This window comes from Dyella humicola, assembly GCF_026283945.1.
In the GTDB taxonomy this organism is placed as follows: domain Bacteria; phylum Pseudomonadota; class Gammaproteobacteria; order Xanthomonadales; family Rhodanobacteraceae; genus Dyella; species Dyella humicola.
In genome coordinates this window covers 145,785-167,683 of the sequence record NZ_JAPDPC010000002.1, presented here as the reverse complement: position 1 = coordinate 167,683, position 21,899 = coordinate 145,785, and the positions used below count along the sequence as shown (strand labels likewise).

The window sequence follows — 21,899 nt, the reverse complement described above, 5'->3', positions numbered from 1 at the left end:
ATGATGCACTGCGGAAACACCGTCCTGAGAGGGGTTTTGATGAATCCGCGTCTACAAGGTCTGGGACCAGCCGCCACCCAACACGTGATGATCGCAGGACAGGCGCTCGACGCCGGGCGCGTGGCCGAGGCCGACCAGCATTTATCTGCTGCCCTGGCCGCTTATCCGGACCACCCCGAAGTGCTGCGGATGAAGGCCGGTGTGCATAGCTTGCGCGGTGAGCACCAGGACGCCATTCGGGTCATGCAGCGCGCGCTGACGCAACGCCCGCAGGACCCGCTCTACTACAACACCATGGGTTCGCTGCTGGGCAGCAGCGGCGAATTCGAGGCGGCGATCCAGGCCCTGCGACGCAGCTGCGAGCTGCAGCCTGGTCTCGCCCTGGCCTGGTACAACCTCGGCATCATGCTGACCAAATGCGTGCGCAACGAGGAAGCGGTGGAAGCCCTGCAGCGCGCCATCGCGCTGGCGCCCGACCATGTCGCCGCACGCGCGCTGCTCGCTGATCTGCTGCGCACGCGTGGGCGGGTGACGGAAGCCGCAGCGGAGTACCGCACGCTGATCGCCAGGCATCCCGCCGCGGGCATGGCCTGGTGGGGCCTGGCCGATCTCAAGACGCAGCGCTTCAGCGAGGATGATGTCGCCCAGATGCGTGCGGCACTGCAACGCCCGGAGGCGAGCGAACACGACCGCACCGCGATCGGCTTCGCCCTGGCCAAGGCGCTGGACGACGCGGGCCGATACGACGAATCGCTGCGCGCCCTGGCGACGGCCAATACCATCGCCCGCCGCCAGCAGACCTGGAACGCGTCAGCGTTCTCAAACAGCGTCGCGGCGATTTCCAGCGCGTTCGAGTCGGTCCCTCAAGCTGCCGCCGAGTCGCTGGGGCATGAGGTGATCTTCATCGTCAGCCTGCCACGCTCCGGCTCGACGCTGATCGAACAAATCCTCGCCTCGCATTCGCAAGTGGAAGGTGCCGGTGAGCTGCCTGATTTGCCGCAGGTGCTGGCCGAGGAGTCGCGTCGCCGCGGCAAGCCATTCCCGCAATGGACCAGCGACATGCAAGCGCAGGACTGGCAGCGCCTGGGGCAACGCTACCTGGAGCGGACAGCGCACTGGCGCCGCGAGCGTCCGGTCTTCACCGACAAGCTGCCCAACAACTGGATCTACATCGGCGCCATTCGCGCGATGTTGCCGGGCGCACGCATCCTGGTCTGTCGCCGCGATCCGCTGGAGACTTGCTTCTCCTGCTATCGCCAACAGCTCGACTACAGCAACGGCTACAGCCGCACGTTTGACGATCTGGCCAGCTTCTGGCGTGACTTTGATCGCAGCGTGACGCGCAGTGCCGCGCTGCACCCCGGGTTTGTCCGCGAAAACAGCTACGAAGCACTGGTTGCCGATGCGGAACCGCAGATCCGCGAGCTGCTGGCGTTCTGCCAGTTGCCGTACGAAGAGGCCTGCCTCAATTTTCATGAAAACGTGCGCGACGTGCGTTCGCCCAGCGCTACCCAGGTGCGCCAGCCCTTGCGCCGCGATACGGCCCGCTCGCATCGTTATGGCAGCCTGCTCGATCCATTGCGCAAGGCACTGAACCTGCCACCGTTCCAGTCATGAGCGTATCTGCGGGCATCCCGGTGGAATCCTCGAGCGCGAGCCAACGTGGCCTGGCGATTTACGATCAGCAACTCGCCCAGGGTTCACCGCAACGTGCTCGTCAATCACTGATCGTTGCGCTGTCGGATGCCTCCGAACAGGCCTGGCTGGAATGCGGCCGAGCCCTGGTGCTGCGCACCGAGCTGGAAACGGCGTTGGAGGTATTCGCCGCCGCGACAACCCACTATCCCGTTTCTGCTGACCTGAGTGTCGGACTGGCGGGCCTGTGCTGGCAGATGCAACGACACGCACAGGCCGAAACGTTACTGCGCGACTGGCTGTCCAAACATCCGGAGCATATCGGGGCGACCTTTTTGCTGGCCCGCCTGTTGCGTGAACAAGGCCGCATGCGGGCCGCAGCAGAGGCCGTGCAGCAACTGTTCGATCACGGCCCGCATGATGAGGACACGGTGATTCAGGCCGTGGAGATGCTCGATGACTACGGACGCCCACAAGACGCCGCGCGAATCTGCGAAGTGGCCATCGCCGCGGGCTCCGAGGACCCGCGCCTGCATGCCTATGCGGGCATGCTGGGCATCCAGCTTGGCCAGTTTGAGCGCGTGCGCGAACACTACGGCTTCGCACTGAGCCACGACGCACAGGCCGTGGAATGGAACATCCCGATCGGCTTGTCCGGACTGCAGCGTTACCGCGACGCCAATCACCCTGACTTCGCCCTGTTTCGCGACGTGCTTGGGCGCCCCGGGCTGAGCGACCAGGCGCGTACGACGACCCTGTTCGCTCTCGGCAAGGCCCATGACGACATGGCCGACCATGCCCAGGCCGCGCGCTATTTCAGCGAAGCCAATGCGCGTGCACACACCGCCCGCGCCTGGCCGCGCAAGCAGTGGAAGCGCGCCGTCGAGGCACGCCTGACCGCCCCTGCCTATCCATGGACGCTACCGGCGCCCGCCGACTGGACGCCGGTGTTCATCGTGGGCGTGCCGCGCTCCGGCACGACGTTGCTGGCGGAACTGATCGCGCGACACCCGCAGGTATGCAATCGCGGTGAACTGGGCTGGCTGCAGGTGATTGCACAGAGGCTCTCGTTGACGCCAACGAGCCAACGCGAACCGTTTCAGGAAGCGGCCGCGCTCTACGCGGCACAGCTGCGCCAGGACGACTCGAACGCGCACTGGTTCGTCGACAAGCAACCGCTGAATCTAATGCACGTCGACTTGATCATGACGCTGTGGCCGAACGCCCGCATCATCCATTGCGAGCGCGATGCGCGCGATACCGCGCTGTCGCTATGGACGCAATCGTTTCATGACCAGGCGCACGACTACGCCTATGACTTCAGCGACATCGCCACGGTGATCCAGGGTTGCCGTCGGCTGATGGCGCATTGGCGCGAACGCTATCCCGCCTCGATCCGTACCGTGCATTACGAGGCATTGGTGGCTGCGCCGGACGACGGCGTGGCAGCGCTGGCCGAATGGCTGGGCTTACCCGCCGCCGCGATGGTCGAACCCGCGCAGGAGAGCCGCGGCATCAGCACGGCCAGTGCATGGCAGGCCCGCCAGCCGGTGCATACCCGTTCCGCCGGACGCTGGCGCGATTACGCCCCCTATTTGCCCGAACTGCTGCGAATTTCCCAGCACTGACAACGACGGTACCGCGTGACCTTTGCCACGCCTGCCGGCACCGCAATAGGTGCTCCCGGCAGGCGAAGACGACGTCTCAGGCGCTCGCGTCAGTCGAATATTCCCAGTGGAGCAACATCGGTTCAAGGATCGGTAATAGCGGTTCAAACTCGCGGCGATAGTTGTGCCACCGGCCCAAGCCCTTACGGTTTACCGGCTCGATCACCTGCGAATAACTAGGCGTGCCGATAAAGGCCTTGTTGCGCGCATGGTGGTCGAAGCGCAACATCGCTGAGGCATCGTCCAAGCCAAGGAATTGTGCGATTCGCGCGGTCTGTTGCGGAAAGTCGGCAACCAGGTTTTCGTAACGCGAAACCAGTAACGTCGGCTGCAAGACACTCACCTGCTCAAGCCAGCGCGTCATGGTCTCCACGTACGCGTGGGCGAGACGATCCAGGGTGCTGCAGGCCGCCGCCAGGCCACGGGAACGGAAGCTCTGCATATAGCAACTGAGGATCACGTCGCAGGGATGGCGCAGCGCCAGGATGAACTTCGCTTCGGGAAACAGTCGATAGATCATCGGCAACCACTGCATGTTCAGTGGATTCTTGTCGACCAGCCGTGTGCCCTCGCGGCGCAATATGCGCTCGGCCACCATTTTGTAGTAGAGCTTGCGCAGCTCGTCACAGTCGTATTGTCGCAACACGCTGAGATCTTCGAGGATGCGTGGGTCGTGATTGCGTAGCGTGGTGGCAAGACGATTGAAGAACGGGTTCTCATCCATGGATTGCAGGCCGGGGTGCGCGTCCAGCATCTGCTCGAGCATGGTCGTGCCTGAGCGAGGGAACCCCACCACAAAGATCGGCGAGTCGTGCGCCTCTGGCGCTATAAACTGCGGCCAGTTGGGATACTGCTCAGCTGTTACTCCTGGGGCGTCAACCGGCATGGCAGGCGACAAGGGCGTGAAATACTCAGGCGAGTCGATGCGCCTCTCCCTGGCCTCCAGGCGGTGTGCTTCGTGCAGGGCACGCATGGCCATCTCCGTATCCCCTTGCTTGTCGCACACGGCAGCCAGCTGGAAATAGTGGACATAATCGTCGTCGCCCTGCGGTCCGCTTTGCTCCAACAGTTGCCTTGCGCGCGCGAAGTCTTTCCTGCGCAGCGCCAGTGACGCCAACAGGTGATCGCCTTCGTTGCGCTGGACGGCGGACGCCCCGGCTCCGGGCTCCATCACCGGCGAGAGCATCGCCTCGGCATCGGTCAGCCGATTGAGCCGCTCGTAGAGGTTGGCCAACAGCAGCCTCGCGTCCAGGTGACCCGGCTGCCGGGCAATCACATCCTCCAGCAGCTCAGCCGCCGGGGGAATGTCGCTATTCAGCGTCAGCACCTGGGCCAAGCTCACTTGAAGCTCGTCGTTATGCATGGGCAGCCAGGTAGGCCAGGGTTTCAGCAAACCGTCGGCACCCTCGTCATCCTGGCAATGGCAACACGCCCTGGCGGCATTGATGCGCCCCTCAATAGACTCCGGAGCCAAAGCCAATGCCTCCAGCAGCACGGTGCGGGCGCCCAGGTAGTCTTGCAGCTCGATCAGCAAAAGCCCCAGCTGGCTCCGCGGGAGCACATTGCCCGGATCCAGTTGGATCGCTTTCGCATAGGCTGCCCTGGCCTCCTCCGGCATACCGGCATCGACCATGACCGTGGCGTAATTATTCCAATGCAGACTGCCGGTCGGGAATAGCCGCGTAAGCTCGGCGTACACCGGCAGGGCTTCCGACAGGCGCTGCTGGGCTTGCAGGCTCATGGCCAGCAGCAGCAGGAGACTCTCGTCGCGCGGCTGCTCGATCAAGGCAGCCCGGCATAGCTGCTCGGCTTGCTGCGGCTGACCCGCGCTGAGCGCGGCGGCGACCTGGGGAATGAGGTTTTGCATGATGACCCATAAAAAAAGGGCCGCGCGAAAAACTCACGCGGCCCCTCAAGACTAACGCTTCTTCTATCGACTTAGAACTTGACCGTCACGCGAGCCCAGAAGTAGCGGCCCATCAGGTCGAAGTCGCTCGGGTCGGTGTTGGCATTGAGCGTGTTGTTCGCGAACAGCATAGGCGGCTGCTTGTCGAACAGGTTGTTCACGCCGAAGTCCACGCGCGTATTGATCGGAGCGATGTTGTAGCCGAGCGACACGTCGTTGTACATCGTCGAACCGTAGTGCAGGACGACACCTTCGTTACAGGTGATCGGACCGCAGGTCGGGAACGTATCGTACTGCGAGCCTGCAGCACCGCCGTTCTTGAAGGCGCCGATCCAGCGCATACGCCACTGGGCACTCCAGCCACCCATCTGCCAATCCGCGTAGCCCTGTGCACGCCAGCGCGGGAACAAGCAAACGCCCACGTTATCCGGGCAGGCAGCCGACTGCGCGGAACCGTACGGCAGGAAACGACCGGCATTCTGGTACGTAACGTTGCCCTCAACGCCCGGCGAGGTTTCCTGCGTGTAGTACTTCAGGTAGGTCGCATTGACGCCGACATTGAACTGGCCAAACGAGAACTGCGGCAGCTTGTAGTTGGCCGAGAAGTCGACACCACTGGTGCTCAGGCTACCAAGGTTGCCGGTCGGCTCGACCGTCGACGGTGCGATCTGACCTGCGCCATCACGGTGAATGTACTGGCAGTACTGCGTCGAGCCAGCGGCGCACAGATTGAGCAAGCTCTGCAGGCCAATCGAGGTGATGGTGTCACGCAGCTGCACGCGCCAGAAGTCGACCGTGGTGGACAGGCCTGCCACATACGACGGGCTGTACACGAAGCCGAAGTCATACGACGTGCCGTGCTCCGGCTTGACCGGGAAACCGGCCACGCGTGAACCCTGCAGGAGGGTGCCTGCCTGGGTCTGGGCTGTTACGTTGTTGTTCGTGAACGTTCCATCGGTAGGCACGTTCTGGCAAGCCAGGGCCATCGGCGAACCGGCCGGCGCACCCGTGAAACCGGTACAGGGATCGGTGTGAATCAGCGGTGCGTCGGAACCAGCGAAGTAGAGCTCGCTGAGGGTCGGCGCGCGGAACACATCTTCCATCGTGCCACGCAGCAACAGGTCGTCGAACGGCTTGTATTCGATCGCAAACTTGAAGTTGTTCGTGCTGCCGAAGGTCTGGATCTTCGAATAACGGCTGCCGATGGTCAGGTTAAGCGACTGTACGCCCGGCAGGCCCGAGAGGATCGGGATGAACGTTTCGGCGTAGATGTCCTTGGTGCTGTAACCACCCTGGACGGCGCTGAGGCACTGGCTGCCCAGGACACAGGAACCGGTCGTGGGATCCACCACCAGCTGCGGAGCCGGAATCGACCGAGCGTAGTCCGTGCGGTACTCGGCACCGACGGCCAGCTGCACACCACCGGCCGGCAGGGTGAAGACTTCGCCGTTGATACCCGCGTGCCAGGTCTTTTCGATCGAGTAGGAATTCGAAGGCGCCGTTACATTGGCGGCCTTGATCGCTGCGACCGAACCCGGCGAATTGATGTCAAATGGGTTGAACTGGCACTGCACCACGCTGACGCAGTTGGGGCTGGTTGCCAGACCATCCGCACCGATCGTGGAGGAACCCGTATACAGCTTGGTCTGGTCGACCAGGCCTGCCGTCGTCGCAACGGCACTTTCGTGACCGTAGTTGAAGCCGGCGTCCCAGTTCCAGTTCTTGTCCCAAACGGTGAAGTCACCGCGGAAGCCCGTATTGATCTGGGCGTCGGTCCTGCCATTGAGAGCCTGACGGAAACCGTTCGAAACCAGGCGTGAGCCAAAGGCCCTGGAGGGATCCGCCTTGCTGGCAGGAATGCCAAACGGCACGCCGAACTGGTTGAACGCGTTGTCCTGCGCAATCACCGCACCCGTGCCGGTGCCATAGACCGCCGGCGCCAGCTGGAAGTTGGACGAGGTCTTCTGGTAGACCGCATCCACGTAAGCCGTCACGTGGTCGCCGAGGTGGTAGTCGCCGTTCAGGAAGCCGCCAGTGCGCTCCTGCGGGGTCATGATCAGGTTGACCGCCGCGTAGTTGTACTTGTCGGCGTTGGTGTAGCAGTGATAGTTCGCGTTACTGACGACCTGGCTGTTGCCACCCGGGCTCAGCGAGACGTACTTGCAGCCGAACTGGCTAGCAAGGGCCGGGCTAAGCTGGATATGGCCAACCGGGGTCGACGACGAACCACCAACGGCGACCGTGCTGCCCGAGATACTCAGGGCATTCTTGGAGAAGGCGCGGTTGGCCGACTCAACACCGTCCTGCTTGTTGTAGTTCAGGCCGGCCATGATGCTTCCCTTGTCGGACGTCTGTCCGAAAGTGAAGGTATAGCCGCTCTGGTCACCGTCGTTGCGGTCAGACTGACCGACGTTCGCAGCGAAGGTCGCACCCTGGTAGTTCTTGCGCAGGATGAAGTTGACCACGCCACCGATGGCGTCCGAACCGTAGGTCGCCGAGGCGCCGGTCGGCAGCACTTCGATACGCTCGATCGCGTCGGCCGGAATGGCGTTCGGATCCTTGCTGAGCAGGCGCTGGCCGTCGATCAGGATCAGCGTGCGCTTGGAACCCAGGCCGCGCAGGTTGATGGACGAACCGCCGGTACCGCCACCGTTGTTGGTCTGCGGGTTGACGTTGCCGCCGGTCATGGCCGGCAGCTGCTGCACCAGGTCGCCCAGCGTCTGCTTGCCGGTGGCCTGGATCTGAGCGCGGTCAATGGTCACGACCGGGCTGGACGTCTCGACGTCGACGCGGCGGATCAGCGAACCGGTCACGGTGACCGTTTCGAGCGTCTTGCTCTTGGTCGCTTCCGGTGCCGTGCTGGTGGTCTGCGCGTCCTGCGCGAAAGCGGCAGTGCCGTAGGTGCTAGCAGCAAGCACACCCAGCGACAGAGCCAGGCGCACCGACGTGCACAGTTTATTTTCCCCGAACTTCATTGAGACACCCTCCCGTTATTTATTTATGACTGGATTTGGAAAAAATCCCCGCTCCAAACCTGCGCCCTACTCACCCATCGCAGGGAGATCTTGTAGTCAAAGCGCTACGCATTTTATTGCGCTCTGCTTACGAATAGTCAACAAAATTTATACATTGTGCAACGGCATTTTCCCACGCATACTCGCAAGCCCTTGCGACTTGCGCCGATCATCCTAACCAGTCTTAGGTCGCACCCGGCGCTGCGCTGCGGGGGCACCGATCAGGCTGTCTCGAGCGCAATGGAACAAACGAGGTGGTGGGAGCCCATGGGGCGCTAAGCCAGAACAAGCCCCATGTCATTGATTTACAGTGATTTAACGGAAGGTCGCCCATACATCCGCGAGCGCGATGTCGCCCGCGCCCGACTGGACGACGCTCCCGCTTCACTGCATCAATACCTATGCGTATGCGGCAGCCAATAAATTGCGTTGCCACGCCGCGATGGCTCATTTCGGTTCTTGATTCCTTCAGGTTTCGGGGCGGAATTGAGGTCGAAATGGCCTCCACCAGCCAATTCGACGGCCAATGCGGTGGCATTGGCCCCGCCTCCACGTCCTAAGCCCTGGCGGGCTCCTCTGCACATCGGGGGCGTGCTGACGGACGCCCCTGGGCGACACCGACCTCCCTGGCCGACGTCATCACAGCTGCCGCCACCCGCTCGATGCCCACCGTCCGGCGAGCGGCTGCAACGGGAGTGCTACACAAGCGGCCATAAAAAAGGCCGCGTGAATGATCCACGCGGCCCTTCGAGGTTGACGGCTACAGCAGTCGAGTTAGAACTTGACCGTTACGCGAGCGTAGTAATAACGCCCCATCAGGTCGAAGTCGCTCGGGTCGGTGTTGGCATTGAGTGTGTTGTTGGCGTACAGGATGGGCGGCTGCTTGTCGAAGATATTGTTGACACCAAAGTCGACACGCGTATTGATCATCGCGATGTTGTAGCCGATCGACGCATCGTTATACATGGTCGAGCCGTAGTGGAGGACTACGCCCGGGCCACCGGAGGTGCCAGCCGGGAACGTGTCGTACTGGGAGCCCGCGGCACCACCGTTGGAGAAGCTGCCAATCCAGCGCAGACGCCACTGGGCACTCCAGCCATACTGCTGCCAATCGACGAAGCCCTGGGCACGCCAGCGCGGGAACAGGCACACGCCCGTGTTATCGGGACAGGCAGCGGCCTGTGCGGAACCAAACGGCAGAAAGCGACCTGCATTCTGGTACGTGACATTGCCTGCCACGCCCGGCGCGGTTTCCTGGGTGTAGTACTTCAGGTAGGTGGCGTTGACGCCCACATTGAACTGACCGAAGGAGAACTGCGGCAGCTTGTAGTTCGCCTGCCAGTCGATGCCGGACGTGCTCAGGCTGCCCAGATTGCCCACCGGCTCCACCGTGGACTGCAGCAACTGGCCTGCATTTGGGCCGCTTGGCGTGCGGTGAATGTACTGACAATAGATAGTCGACCCGGCCGCGCACAGGTTGAGCAGGCTTTGCAGGCCCACATTGACGATGGTATCCCTCAACTGCACACGCCAGACATCCAGCGTGGTGGACAGGCCAGGCACGTACGATGGGCTGTATACCAGGCCAAAGTCATACGAGGTGCCATGTTCCGGCTTGACTGGGAAACCAGCCACGCGGGCGCCCTGGATCACGGTGGAGGACTGCGTCTGCGACACGATGGCTGTGTTCTGGAACGTACCATTGGGCGGCACGTACTGGCAGGCCAGCGCCAGCGGCGAGCCCGCCGGAGCGCCAGTGAAGCCCGTACACGGATCGGTATGGATGAACGGCGCATCGGAACCCGAGACAAAGAGTTCGGTGAGGTTGGGCGCGCGGAATACATCTTCCATCGTGCCACGCACCAGCAGGTCGTCGATCGGCTTCCATTCGAGCGCGAACTTGAAGTTGTTCGTGCTGCCGAAGGTCTGGATCTTGGAATAGCGGCTACCCACGGTCAGGTTAAGCGACTGCACACCCGGCATGCCAGAGAGGATCGGAAAGAACGCCTCGGCGTAGATTTCCTTGGTGTTATAGCCGCCTTGCACCGCGCTGATGCACTGGCTGCCCAGGGCACAGGTGCCGGTGGTGGGATCGATCACCAGCTGCGGAGCAGGAATGGTGCGCTGGTATTCGGTGCGGTACTCAGCACCCACCGCCAGCTGCACCGCACCGGCCGGCAGGCTCACCACCTCGCCGTTGATGCCCGCGTGCCAGGTCTTTTCGATCGTATAGGAATTGGACGGGGCCACCACGTCCGCCGCCTTGATTGCCGCGACCGAGCCTGGCGTATTGATGTCGAACGGGTTGAACTGACAAGCCACGACGCTGGGGCAGGTGCCGCCATTGGTCGCCACTGCGAGGCCATCCGCACCAATCGCGGAGGGCCCGGTATACAGCTGGGTCTGGTCAACGAGGCCGCCCGTGGTGGTCACGATGCTCTCATGGCCGTAGTTGTAGCCGACGTCCCAGTTCCAGTTCTTGTCCCAGACAGTGAAGTCACCCTTGAAGCCGGTATTGATCTGGGCATCGTTCCTGCCGCTCGCCGCCGTACGGTTGCCGTTCGAGGTCAGGCGTGAACGGAACTGGTTGCCAGAGGTCCCGAAGCCCACACCGAACGGGTTGAAGGCATTGGCGACATCGATATTCGCGCCGGTCGTGTCCGAGCCGTATACCGCCGGTGCCAACTGGAAGTTGGACGAGGTCTTGGTATAGATGGCGTCTACGTAGGCCGTGACGTGGTCAGTGAGATGGTAGTCACCGAAGATGTAGCCACTGGTACGCTCCTGCGGCGTCATGATCAGGTTTACCGCCGCGAAGTTGTACTTGTCGGCGTTGGTATAGCAGTGATAGTTCGCCGTGTTGACTATCTGGCTATTGCCACCCTTGCTCAGCGATACGTGCGTGCACCCCCCGAACTGATCCGCCAGACTGCCAGGGATAAGGTTTCCGTTGGCGTCAAACCCCGGTAACTGGATATACCCCACCGGCGTTGACGACGAACCACCGATGAAGGGCCCATGCGCCGAAAGGCTGACCGCATTCTTGGAGAATTCACGGTTCGCCGCGGAGACGGCATCCTGCTTGTTGTAACTGATGCCGGCCATGATGTTTCCCTTGTCGGACGTCTGCCCGAAAGTGAAGCTATAGCCGGTCTGGTCGCCGTCATTGCGGTCGGACTGACCCACGTTGGCGGTGAACGTCGCACCCTGGTAGTTCTTGCGCAGGATGAAGTTGACCACGCCACCGATGGCGTCCGAACCGTAGGTCGCCGAGGCGCCGGTCGGCAGCACTTCGATGCGTTCGATCGCATCGACCGGAATGGCGTTCGGATCCTTGCTGAGCAGTCGCTGGCCGTTGACCAGGATCAGCGTGCGGCGTGAACCCAGGCCGCGCAGGTTGATGCTCGAACCGCCGGTACCGCCACCGTTGTTGGTCTGCGGGTTGACGTTGCCGCCGGTCATCGCCGGCAGCTGCTGCACCAGGTCGCCCAGGGTCTGCTTGCCGCTAGCCAGGATCTGGGAGCGGTCGATCGTCACGACCGGGCTGGACGTCTCGACGTCGACGCGGCGAATCAGCGAACCCGTCACCGTGACCGTTTCCAGCGTCTTGCTCTTGGCCTGATCCGGCGGTGGCGGTGGCGGCGGTGGTGTAGCGGACTGCGCATCTTGAGCGAAAGCTGCGGTGCCATAGACGCTCGCTGCGAGCATACCGAGCGACAGCGCCAGGCGTACCGACGTGCAAAGTTTGTTTTCCCCGAACTTCATGAGACACCCTCCCATTATTAATGACTGGATTTGGGAAAAGTCCCCGCCCCAAACCCGCGCCAAATACACCCAAACATTAGGGATAGGCCAGAGGCCTAAGCGCCCGGCATTTATCACGCTTTACTTACAGATAGTCAATAAAATCTATACAGCAAGAAATAACCTTTGAAATTAAATATGAACGAATAAAATATCGATTATGTGTAGACCATGTGAATTACATTTTCGGATTATCTTTCATGAATCTTCACGTGATCTTCATTAATTCGAACTTAATTTCGAATTGACTTAATTTGTTAATTCGTCAGGCGCGGTGAAGCCGTCCGCCATCCGCAGACAATCATGGGTTTGCAGTGAAACCACGGTGAAAAAACCGTGAGCCCAGGCCGGGCGCCATGTGGCGCCCAGCCTGGCTCAGTTATTCAATACGGGAGCTCAGTCGAAGCCGGCGTCGTCCTCAAAGCGCAAATGCTTCACGCTGCGTCCATTGCGGCGTACCAGCTTCAAGGCCTCAATACCGATGCGAATATGCCGCTCGACAAACTGCGCGGTGACACCGCGGTCGCTGGCCTCGGTTTTAATACCCTCGGGTATCATCGGCTGATCGGAGACCAATAACAGGGCACCACACGGAATCTTGTTGGCGAAGCCGGCTGCAAAAATGGTGGCCGTTTCCATATCCACGGCCATGCAGCGGGTGCGCCGCAGATAATCCTTGAAACCCTCGTCATGCTCCCAGACCCGGCGGTTGGTGGTGTACACCGTGCCGGTCCAGTAGTCGTGGCCGAGGTCGCGAATCGTGGTGGAGACGCCGCGCTGCAGCTGGAAGGCAGGCAGCGCAGGGACTTCCGGCAACAGATAGTCGTTGGACGTGCCTTCGCCGCGAATGGCGGCAATCGGCAGCACCAGGTCGCCGATCGCATTCTTCTTTTTGACGCCACCGCATTTGCCGAGGAACAACGCCGCCTTGGGCCGGATGGCGCTGAGCAGGTCCATCACGGTGGCGGCGTTGGGACTGCCCATGCCGAAGTTGATCAGCGTGATGCCATCGGCAGTGGCGTTGGGCATGGGCCGATCGCGGCCCTGCACTTCCACCCCGTGCCATTGCGCGAACTGATCTACGTAATGGCCAAAATTGGTCAGCAGGATGTGCTGACCGAACTGCTCCAGCGGTGTGCCGGTATAGCGTGGCAGCCAGTTGGAGACGATTTCCTGTTTGTCCTTCATAAGACCCCATGAGGTCGGCGCAGCCTTGGTTCTGCTGCGCGTTACCGGCGACGCCACGCCGGCGAGATGCCAGATCAGTGCGCGCATCTTACTCGCGCCAACGGGCAACCAGGCCGACACCCTCCACTTGCTGCCTTGATGCGTCCTCGTAGCCACCGGCTCCGCCACGTACCGTGCGGAGATCCTCGCCAGGAAGAACAGCATGGGCACGCTCGACGGTCATGGGTGGCGGGACGAGCGGGACCGGCGTGGCATGCTCGCCGTTCGTCGTCAGCGCGTATGCGTGTGCTGCATTGAGCGACGCCAACGAAGCGCGCAACGCGGCGGATCAAGTGGAGCCGTTCGCCGCCGATACGTATCGGCGGCGGCGATAAAAGCTGCCGCTATTTCCGCTGCCGACCAGCCCGCACCATCCTGAATGCACACCGCGAGACATCACCCATTCGTCGGGCTCGGCAGCCTTCACGCCCCATGCTATGTTGGCAGCGCCGTTCACTGGGGGGTGACATGATGCGGATGGGGTTAGCCATCGACGCGTCCTGCGATATACCGCAGGCGTTTCTACAGAGACACAATATCGCGGTGATGCCTATTACCGTGCGCGTCGATGACGAGGTGTTCCTCGACAATCGCAGCCAGGTCGAACTTCATCGTTTCCTCGATCGCAACCTTGGCAGTCGTAGCCATTCGGCTGAGACCGAGCCCTGCTCCGTCGAGGAAGTACAGAAACTGTTTCTTGAAAAATTGGTGTTGGAACAGGACTGCGTGTTCTGTCTCACCATCACGGCCACGCGCAGCCCGATCAACGAACACGTGATCAAGGCCAGCTTCGCTGTGCTCAAGAACTATCGTGCGGTGCGCGAGAAAAGCGGCATCACCGGCCCCTTCCTGATGCGCGTCATCGACACGCGCAATCTGTTCGCGGGTACGGCACCGGCCATCGTCGAGGCCATCCGGTTGATCGAAGCCGGCGAGACACCTGCCGCCATCCGCGAGCGTCTGACCTACATCGCCAACAATTCCTACGGCTACATGCTGCCGCGCGATCTCTACTACCTGCGCGCACGCGCAAAGAAAAAGGGCGATCGCAGCGTAGGCCTGTTCAGCGCCGTGCTTGGCTCGGCCCTGGATATCAAGCCACTGCTACGCGGCTATCGCGGCGATACGGGCCCGGTCGGCAAGGTGCGTGGCTTCGATCACGGCGCTGAGACCTTGTTCAACTACGCGGCCGAGCGCGTGCGCGCGGGCTTGCTGGTGCCGGCGGTCTGCGTCAGCTACGGCGGCAACCTGGCCGAACTCGCCAAGCTGCCGGGCTATGCCGAACTGCGCACCACCTGCGAAGCATGCGGCGTAGAGTTGATGGAAGCCCCCATGAGCATCACCGGCATGGTCAACGTCGGTGAGGGCGCCGTGACCTTGGGTTTTGCCGCCGAGGAACACGTCGCCGAATTCTGAGAGCAGGTTCCCGCATGATCCGTCTGTTGGTCCTGGTGATCCTCGCATGCGCTGGCCTGCCGGCCGTCGCCGGCACGGCCTACAAATGCACCACGGCCGATGGCAGGTCGATCTATCAGGACAAGCCCTGTCCCGGGACCCAGCACCAGCAGACCCTGCAGTTGGACGATTCCAAGCCGGTGATGCGTCCGGCACCGGCGCCAGCCCCCGCGGCCACCGTCGCGGCAGAACCATCGCCACCACCGGAGCCAGTTGAACCGCTGCCGCCGTTGCCGCTGATGTATACCTGCATCAGCGCCACGGATGGCAAGACTTATCTCAGCGACAACGGTGACCCGCAACCGTACCAGGTGCCCTACGGCATCCTCGGCGCCGGGTCACTGCCGCTGTCGCAGGTCTACGGACCGCCCAACAGCGCCGGTGCATCCGCACCCGAACTCAATCGTGGCCGTATAAGGCCGGGGCTGATCGCCAACTACTTTGTATGGGTACAGGACCAGTGCCGCGAACTGACGCCACAGGAAACCTGCCACGCGTTGCGCGAAGCTCTGGACGCCACCGAGACCAAGCTCAGGCGCGCCTTCAAGAGCGATCAACCGCCGCTGGAAAAACGCGAGCGGGAATTACGCGAGCAGCTACGCGGTTGCTGAGACGCGTACGTTGCGCATTCTTTGCGCAATGTCATGCAAGTCATTGCCACACAAAGCGCTTGCGCACTTTTCCACAGGCTTGCTACCAACCTTTCCCCAAAGCCTGTGGACAACCGCGCGGCGCGTGATGCCAGACTAAGCAGGATGATGAAATCGTCGCGCTGACAGGCACTTGCCGTGCCTATCCACAGGCTAGCCCGGCCGCTGTCCACACCTGCTGTGGATAAGCGCGTGCTCAGAAGCCGTAGTTGAGGAAACCACCATCCACCGCCAGCACCTGGCCGGTGATGTAGCTGGCAGCAGGCAAGCACAGGAAGGCAATCGCTGCAGCCACTTCCTCGGGTTCGCCAATGCGGCGCAGGGGCGTGCGGTCCAGCACTTCGTCCAGGTACTCATCGTTGGCCAAGGCCGGCTCTGAGCGCTGAGTGCGGATGTACCACGGCGCCACCGCGTTGACGCGGATACCGTCGGTGGCCCACTCCACGGCGAGGTTGCGCGTGAGCTGATGCAAGGCCGCCTTGCTCATGCCATAAGGCGACCCCGTGCGCACATGCGTCACGCCGGAGACCGAGCCCACATTGACGATGGCCGCATTGGCATGCTGCACGAGCTGCGGATGGGCCAGCCGGCACATCTCGAAGGCAGAGAACACGTTCTGCTCGAAGATGGCGTGGTATTCGTCCTCGCGATAGGACAACGTCGACGCGGGCTGGTTGCCACCTGCGTTATTGACCAGCAGCGACAGCGGCGCACCGAGATCGGCAATCCAATCGAATACCGCCAGCCGCTCCTCCTGCTCGCTGAGGTCCGCGCCGAAGGCCAGCACCTCGATGCCCGGATAATCGTCGACCAACTCGACCCGAACCTGTTCGAGGTAGTCGACATCGCGCGCGACCAGCAGCAGGTTCGAGCCAAGGCCGGCCAGCTCACGTGCGGCGGCATAGCCGATGCCCTTGCTGGCACCGGTGATCAATGCGGTATGGCCCTGCAGCTGCCAGGCGTCGATGCGACTATTCATGCGCGAAGCTTAGAACCTGCCCCAGCCTTCCGCCAACCGGGCAGGCGCTTGCCGCCCGTGCCGTCAGGCGCAACACTGCAATCGACACTAACGAGGATCGTCCATGAAATGGCTCGCCCCGATGTTCTGCCTGTGTGCCCTCGCCGCCTGCTCCGGCAAGCCGCCGGCGCCGGAATCACAGCCGGCGGCAGCCAGCACGGCTCGCGTCGCCACGCCATGGGACAACATGAAAAAAGACGAACAACGCGCCCGCGACGTGCAGAAGGCAGCCGACCAGCAAGCCGAAAAGCAGCGCCAGGCGATGGAAGCGGCCGGGCAATAACCGACACATGGCCATGCCATAAGGGGGACTTGGCAAATCGACGTCCGTGCGGGCATCGTGCCCGGCATGAATGCCCCTTCCCCTGATGACCTGGGCTGCGTGCCCCTGTTGGAGCTCGACGACGCCAGCGTGATGCGCGGCGATCGTCTTATCCTCGATCGCTTCAGCCTGCGCATCAACGCGGGCGAACACACCGCCATCCTCGGCGCCAACGGCGCCGGCAAGTCCACCCTGGTGCGGCTTATCACGCGCGAAATCTATCCACTCGCACGTGGCGACGGGCGTGCGTCCATGCGCGTGTTCAATCGCGATCGCTGGCATGTTTCCGAGTTGCGCGGCCTGCTGGGCATCGTCTCGCCGTCGTTACAGGACGACTGCACCAGCGACGCTGCGCTGGAAGTCGCCGAAGCTGTACTGTCGAGTTTCTTCGCTGCACGGCGCCTGGGACTCGATCATCGTGTCACCGAAGCCATGCGCGAGTGCGCCGACGCGGCCTTGGTTCACGCAGGCGCGGAGCATCTGCGTGGACGAAGCATGGCCAGCTTGTCCACCGGTGAAGCGAGGCGCGTCCTGATTGCGCGCGCCCTGGTGCACCGACCGCGCGCGCTGCTGCTCGATGAGCCATGTGCAGGCCTCGATATGGCCAGCCGTAGACGCTTCCTGGAAAGCCTGCGTCATCTTGCGCGCAGCGGCACGACGCTCCTGCTGGTCACGCACCACATCGAAGAGATCCTGCCGGAGATCACGCAGGTTGCGCTGTTGCGCGATGGTCATCTGATGCGGCATGGCGACAAGGCCGACGTACTTACCGATAGCGCCTTGTCCAAAACGTTTGGCATGCCGGTACGCGTGCAGCGGCACGGCGACTACTACAGCGCAGCGATCGAGTAGCGCATCGCCGCAATGAAGAGCCCCGCTTCGAGCGGGGCTTTCCATGGACTGAATACGCCGCGCGAGAACTCAGCGCGGCGAGCAGAAACAGTAGGCGTACACGTTGGGATGGCCGGCCTTGGCGTTACGCAACAGCTTCAATTCCGGCGCCATCATGTCGATCTGCGCAACCCATGCCGGCAGGTGCACGCCATAGGCCTGTGCGGCCTGCACCATGACGTTGTCATTGAGCCCCACCAGGAATTGCTCGAAGCCACCTAGCGGCTCTTCCACATAGCGCACGGGGTAGCTCTTGCCCAGCTTTGCGCGGGAGGCGGCGTCAGCCACCGCCTCGCTCAGACCGCCAAGCTGATCAATCAGCCCGCGATCGAGTGCCTGCTGCCCGGTCCACACGCGGCCCTGCGCAATGGTGTCGACGGCGTCATATTGCTTCCCACGCGCCTTCGCGACCTGACCGACGAAATCACGGTAGCCTTTTTCGATGATCGCCTGAATCACGCCACCGGCCTTGGGATCAAGCGGGCGCGTGATATCGAAGCCACCAGCGAGCGGGCTGGTGCTGACGCCATCGCTCCTGACGCCAAGTTTGTCCAGCGTCCCTGGCACCGTAAGCACCATGCCGAAGATGCCGATGGAACCGGTAATCGTATTGGGTTGCGCATAAATGCGATCGGCATTCATGGAGATCCAGTAGCCACCGCTGGCGGCCACATTGCCCATCGACACCACCACGGGGATGCCACCGGCACGCGTCAGCGCGACTTCGCGACGAATCTGCTCCGCCGCATACACCTCGCCACCCGGCGAGTTGACGCGCAGCACCAGCGCCTTGGTGCGCTTGTCCTGGCGAGCATCGCGGATCAGCTTCGCGGTGGATTCACCACCCACCTCTCCCTGCGGCTGCTTGCCACCGGCAATCTCGCCCTCGGCCACCACCACGGATACACCGGGCGTGAACGTGTCATCGTCGTTGGGCAGGTTATTGGAGTAGCGCTGGAACGAAACCTGGCGAAATCCTTCGCCCTTCTTGCCGGCGGGCACGCCTTCCTTGCGCATCATGTTTTCCAGCTCGGCCGGCGTAGCCACCCCGTCGACCAGATGCTGCTCGAGCGCGAGCTGCCCTAGATCGCCGCGCGTCGTGGCGATCTGCTCCGGCAGGCCATTGATATCCGCACGCAAGGTGGCGGGGTCGAGCTTGCGCAGCTTCGCTACTTCGTTGATGTACGTATCCCACAAGCCGCCCATCCAGAAGCTGTCCGCCTCCTTCGCTTCGGGCGAGGCATGGTCGAGGATGTACGGCTCGGCCGCGCTCTTGAACTGGCCTACGCGGAACAGGTGCACGTCCACGCCAAGCTTGTCGAGCAGGTTCTTGTAGAACAGGCGGTAGTTGGCGAGGCCGGTAATCATCACGCCACCTTGCGGATCGACCAGCACGCGATCGGCATGGGCGGCGAGGTAGTACTGGCCCTGGTCGAGATCCGCAGCCCATACGACCACCGGCTTGCCAGCGGCGCGAAAACGGTCGAGCGCGGCTCCGACTTCGCGCAGCGCGGCAAAACCACCGCCCTGCATGTCACCGGGCTCGAGCAGAATGCGCGTGATGCGCGTGTCCTTGGCCGCCGCGTCGATGGCGCCGACCAGATCACGCAGCTGCACCTGCCTGGGCGGGTTACCCGAAAACGTCTGCAGTGCGCGCTGCAGCGGATCGAGACTATATTGCTCGACCAGTTCACCCTGCGGCTTGATCACCAGCACGCTGTCATTCTGCACGACGCGATCGGCACGGCTGCTTATAAGGCCGGCCGTGATGACCAGCAGCAGCAGGAACAGGACGAAGAAAAAGACCAGGTTGAGGATGACCAGCCTGACCACGTTGATGCCGCGCCCAAAGACGCAGAGAAAGGCCCAAAAGCCGTTGGGGCGACGCTCCGTCATGCGAAGTTCCTCAGAATGTCCGCAACAGCGTAGCCGTTCGCGCGGTGAAGGTCATGTGGTGCTGATGACACATGAGATGGGGGGATGGTCCCTTCGCCCCTGGGCGACCCTAGGGCAGTCCCCGACACGGCAGCTACCGATCTCATATCGCCTGCTTGCCGCGTACGACCGAACGCAGTACCGGTGGGACGCCGCGGGTGTTTCGGTTACTCGCTTTGCTCCTTCTCCTCGTCGGGCGACCCGAAGGTAGTCCCTGTGGGGGAGAAGGTTGGGATGAGGGGTGGGTGCTCGCACTTACGCGACAACTGGGCGTTGTCGCCAGCTTGCCGCTTACGCAGCGGGCGTTCCGAACCGCTGCCGCGGTCCGGGTCACTTTTCTTTTGCTGGCCCAAAAGAAAAGTAACCCAAAGAAAATGGCCTTGAGAGCTCATAGCATTACGCGGGATACGAGCCTGAAGGGCGTGGCCAGCCGAATGACTGGCGGCCCACGGCCGACACACCGCGGCTACCCCGCAACGCGCCGAGGCGTAGAGGGCTTAAAGCTCGGGTGGTGGAGTGGTGGGGTGGCCGAATCGGCGGTCGGGTTCCAAAAGCGTTTCGACCGTCTGCCGAGCCTATTTTAAGTCCTCACCGCTTTGGCGCGTTGCGGGGTAGCCGCTGTGTCTCGCCGTGGGCGACCAGCTATTTGCTTGCGCAGACCTTCCGACGCTTCTATCCGACGCCATGCTGCCAGCTCTTGAGGCCATTTTCTTTGGGTTACTTTTCTTTTGGGCCCGCAAAAGAAAAGTGACTCGAGCGCCGGCAGGCGATCGAAACGCCCGCTGCGTAAGCGGCAACCTTGCCACCACGCTCAATTGTCGCGCTGTCGCGAACACCCGCCCCTCATCCCAACCTTCTCCCCGAGGGGGAGAAGGAGCAGACGCGCGGCAAGACCGCCAAATTCCTCAGTGCGGGCGCCGCCAACTCCCATGAAACGCGTTGCGCCAGAAACGTGCGAACAGCAACACGGCGGCCATAGTGAGGCCCGCGATCAGGCCCATCCACATGCCTCGTGCGCCCAGGCCTTGGTGGAACGCGAGCCACCAGCCCACCGGCATGCCGACGACCCAGTAGGCGAACAAGGTGATGACCATCGGCACGCGGGTGTCCTTGAGTCCTCGCAAGGCGCCATTCGAGGTGACCTGGATGCCATCGGAGAACTGGAACAGACCTGCCAGCACCATCAGCTGCGCAGCAAGCGCAATCACCGCCGCGTCATGCGTGTACAGGCGCGCAAGCAGGTGTGGCATACCAAGCATCGCGCTCGAGGACACCGACTGTACGCACAGCGCCAAAGCGATACCGCAGAAACCGGCGTAGCGGACTCCGCGCGCATCATCGCGGCCGACTGCATTGCCCACGCGCACGGTGATCGCCATCGACAAGCCCAGCGGTATCATGAAGGCCACGGTGGCCACGCTCAGCGCCACCTGGTGACTGGCCACCACGGTTTCGCCGAGGGTCGCAATCACCAATGCGACGGCCACGAACAGACCGCCCTCGGCGAGCAGGGTTATCGCCATCGGGCCGCCGATTTTCAGCAGTTCCCCCAGAATCCTTGGGTTTGGCCACGCCATTCCGGCCCGCAGGCCCAGGTCGCGATAAGCCGGATGCTTGGCCACATAGATGGAGAAGCCGATCATCTCCAGCCACAACACGATGGCCGTGGCGATGCCGCTACCCAGCGAACCCATCTGCGGCAGGCCGAACCGGCCATACATCATCACGTAGCCCAGCGGCGCCAGCAGCAGCAGGCCGCCAAAGCTGAAGTACATCGACGGCCGCGTCATCGACAGGCCTTCGGACAGCCCGCGCAGCGCGAAATAGCTGGTCAGGGCCGGGGCCGCCCAGCTGATCGCGTGCAGGAAATGCGTGACGTCGGTGCGCAAGGTCGGCACCACGCCGATCCAGTCCAACATCGGCGAGGCGTGGCGGATCAGGAACCACAGCACGATGCCCATGCCCCAGGCCAGCCACAGTGCCTGCACGAAGACGGCGCCTACGTCGTGGCGGCGGCCGGCGCCATCCAGCTGCGCCACCGACGGCGGCACGGCCATCATCATGCCCATGCCGCTGACCAGGGCCAGCGCCCAGATGCTGACCGCCGTGGTGACGGCGGCCTGCACATGCGCGCTCAAATGGCCAGCCAGCACGGCATCGACAAAATTGGGGCCCACCGCCGCCAGCTGGGCAGCGATCAGAGGCAGGGCGAGACGCACCGTGGCGCCAACCTCGTGCGCCACCCTGGCGCGATCGGGGCGAAAAGACTTCATGAAAGGGGACTCCTGGGGCGTGGAGTCTACAGGAGCCACCGATCGGGCCGGCACCCCGCCTGGGCGCAGGTGCCGGCTGTCACCCGCTTGTGCCAAGATCGC

General features: G+C 62.6%; 13 protein-coding genes. 6 read left to right on the top strand and 7 right to left on the bottom strand.

Translation table 11 applies throughout. From position 1 onward, the window contains the following. Positions 1-39 precede the first annotated feature (39 nt). Positions 40-1,617, top strand: coding sequence for a tetratricopeptide repeat-containing sulfotransferase family protein (locus tag OUZ30_RS15405; protein WP_266183317.1), 1,578 nt, complete (start codon positions 40-42; stop codon positions 1,615-1,617). After that, positions 1,614-3,263, top strand: a complete 1,650-nt coding sequence (locus OUZ30_RS15400) for a tetratricopeptide repeat-containing sulfotransferase family protein (RefSeq protein WP_266183316.1) — start codon at positions 1,614-1,616, stop codon at positions 3,261-3,263. The genes OUZ30_RS15405 and OUZ30_RS15400 overlap by 4 nt, the downstream gene beginning before the upstream one ends. Before the next feature lie 76 nt (positions 3,264-3,339). Here OUZ30_RS15400 and OUZ30_RS15395 read toward each other — a convergent pair whose 3' ends face one another. The 4 genes from OUZ30_RS15395 to OUZ30_RS15380 form a co-directional block, all read right to left on the bottom strand. Further along, positions 3,340-5,169, bottom strand: a complete 1,830-nt coding sequence (locus OUZ30_RS15395) for a tetratricopeptide repeat-containing sulfotransferase family protein (protein WP_266183315.1) — start codon at positions 5,167-5,169, stop codon at positions 3,340-3,342. Between the two features lie 71 nt (positions 5,170-5,240). Beyond that, positions 5,241-8,183: a TonB-dependent receptor domain-containing protein gene (locus OUZ30_RS15390; protein WP_266183314.1), complete on the bottom strand. Its 2,943-nt coding sequence runs from the start codon at positions 8,181-8,183 to the stop codon at positions 5,241-5,243. Between the two features lie 813 nt (positions 8,184-8,996). Continuing rightward, positions 8,997-11,987, bottom strand: coding sequence for a TonB-dependent receptor domain-containing protein (locus OUZ30_RS15385; protein ID WP_266183313.1), 2,991 nt, complete (start codon positions 11,985-11,987; stop codon positions 8,997-8,999). 435 nt (positions 11,988-12,422) lie between these two features. Then, a complete protein-coding gene (locus OUZ30_RS15380; RefSeq protein ID WP_266183555.1) occupies positions 12,423-13,214 on the bottom strand; it encodes an AMP nucleosidase in 792 nt (263 codons plus the stop codon). Between the two features lie 510 nt (positions 13,215-13,724). Between OUZ30_RS15380 and OUZ30_RS15375 the strand changes: the two genes are divergently transcribed. After that, a complete protein-coding gene (locus tag OUZ30_RS15375; protein WP_266183312.1) occupies positions 13,725-14,669 on the top strand; it encodes a DegV family protein in 945 nt (314 codons plus the stop codon). 14 nt (positions 14,670-14,683) lie between these two features. Continuing rightward, on the top strand, positions 14,684-15,319 hold the full coding sequence (locus tag OUZ30_RS15370; protein WP_266183311.1) for a DUF4124 domain-containing protein: 636 nt from the start codon (positions 14,684-14,686) through the stop codon (positions 15,317-15,319). A gap of 235 nt (positions 15,320-15,554) precedes the next feature. Here OUZ30_RS15370 and OUZ30_RS15365 read toward each other — a convergent pair whose 3' ends face one another. Then, positions 15,555-16,337, bottom strand: coding sequence for an SDR family oxidoreductase (locus OUZ30_RS15365; RefSeq protein ID WP_266183310.1), 783 nt, complete (start codon positions 16,335-16,337; stop codon positions 15,555-15,557). A 103-nt stretch (positions 16,338-16,440) separates the two neighbouring features. On the opposite strand from OUZ30_RS15365, the gene OUZ30_RS15360 reads away from it, so the two are divergent. Next, positions 16,441-16,659, top strand: coding sequence for a hypothetical protein (locus OUZ30_RS15360; RefSeq protein WP_266183309.1), 219 nt, complete (start codon positions 16,441-16,443; stop codon positions 16,657-16,659). A gap of 66 nt (positions 16,660-16,725) precedes the next feature. Next, positions 16,726-17,550: an ABC transporter ATP-binding protein gene (locus tag OUZ30_RS15355; RefSeq protein WP_266183308.1), complete on the top strand. Its 825-nt coding sequence runs from the start codon at positions 16,726-16,728 to the stop codon at positions 17,548-17,550. Positions 17,551-17,619: 69 nt separating this feature from the next. Here the strand turns inward: OUZ30_RS15355 and sppA are convergent, their stop codons facing one another. Both sppA and OUZ30_RS15345 read right to left on the bottom strand, forming a co-directional pair. Then, positions 17,620-19,485 carry a signal peptide peptidase SppA gene (sppA, locus tag OUZ30_RS15350; RefSeq protein ID WP_266183307.1) on the bottom strand — a complete coding sequence of 622 codons (1,866 nt, stop codon included), beginning with the start codon at positions 19,483-19,485 and terminating at the stop codon, positions 17,620-17,622. 944 nt (positions 19,486-20,429) lie between these two features. Then, complete coding sequence (locus tag OUZ30_RS15345; RefSeq protein WP_266183306.1) at positions 20,430-21,797, bottom strand: MATE family efflux transporter; 1,368 nt, start codon at positions 21,795-21,797, stop codon at positions 20,430-20,432. Positions 21,798-21,899: the final 102 nt, after the last annotated feature.

Coding starts and splice junctions, on each gene's coding strand:
- OUZ30_RS15405 (WP_266183317.1), top strand. CDS start 40: ATGAATCCGCGTCTACAAGGTCTGGGACCAGCCGCCACCCAACACGTG.
- OUZ30_RS15400 (WP_266183316.1), top strand. CDS start 1,614: ATGAGCGTATCTGCGGGCATCCCGGTGGAATCCTCGAGCGCGAGCCAA.
- OUZ30_RS15395 (WP_266183315.1), bottom strand. CDS start 5,169: ATGCAAAACCTCATTCCCCAGGTCGCCGCCGCGCTCAGCGCGGGTCAG.
- OUZ30_RS15390 (WP_266183314.1), bottom strand. CDS start 8,183: ATGAAGTTCGGGGAAAATAAACTGTGCACGTCGGTGCGCCTGGCTCTG.
- OUZ30_RS15385 (WP_266183313.1), bottom strand. CDS start 11,987: ATGAAGTTCGGGGAAAACAAACTTTGCACGTCGGTACGCCTGGCGCTG.
- OUZ30_RS15380 (WP_266183555.1), bottom strand. CDS start 13,214: ATGAAGGACAAACAGGAAATCGTCTCCAACTGGCTGCCACGCTATACC.
- OUZ30_RS15375 (WP_266183312.1), top strand. CDS start 13,725: ATGCGGATGGGGTTAGCCATCGACGCGTCCTGCGATATACCGCAGGCG.
- OUZ30_RS15370 (WP_266183311.1), top strand. CDS start 14,684: ATGATCCGTCTGTTGGTCCTGGTGATCCTCGCATGCGCTGGCCTGCCG.
- OUZ30_RS15365 (WP_266183310.1), bottom strand. CDS start 16,337: ATGAATAGTCGCATCGACGCCTGGCAGCTGCAGGGCCATACCGCATTG.
- OUZ30_RS15360 (WP_266183309.1), top strand. CDS start 16,441: ATGAAATGGCTCGCCCCGATGTTCTGCCTGTGTGCCCTCGCCGCCTGC.
- OUZ30_RS15355 (WP_266183308.1), top strand. CDS start 16,726: ATGAATGCCCCTTCCCCTGATGACCTGGGCTGCGTGCCCCTGTTGGAG.
- sppA (WP_266183307.1), bottom strand. CDS start 19,485: ATGACGGAGCGTCGCCCCAACGGCTTTTGGGCCTTTCTCTGCGTCTTT.
- OUZ30_RS15345 (WP_266183306.1), bottom strand. CDS start 21,797: ATGAAGTCTTTTCGCCCCGATCGCGCCAGGGTGGCGCACGAGGTTGGC.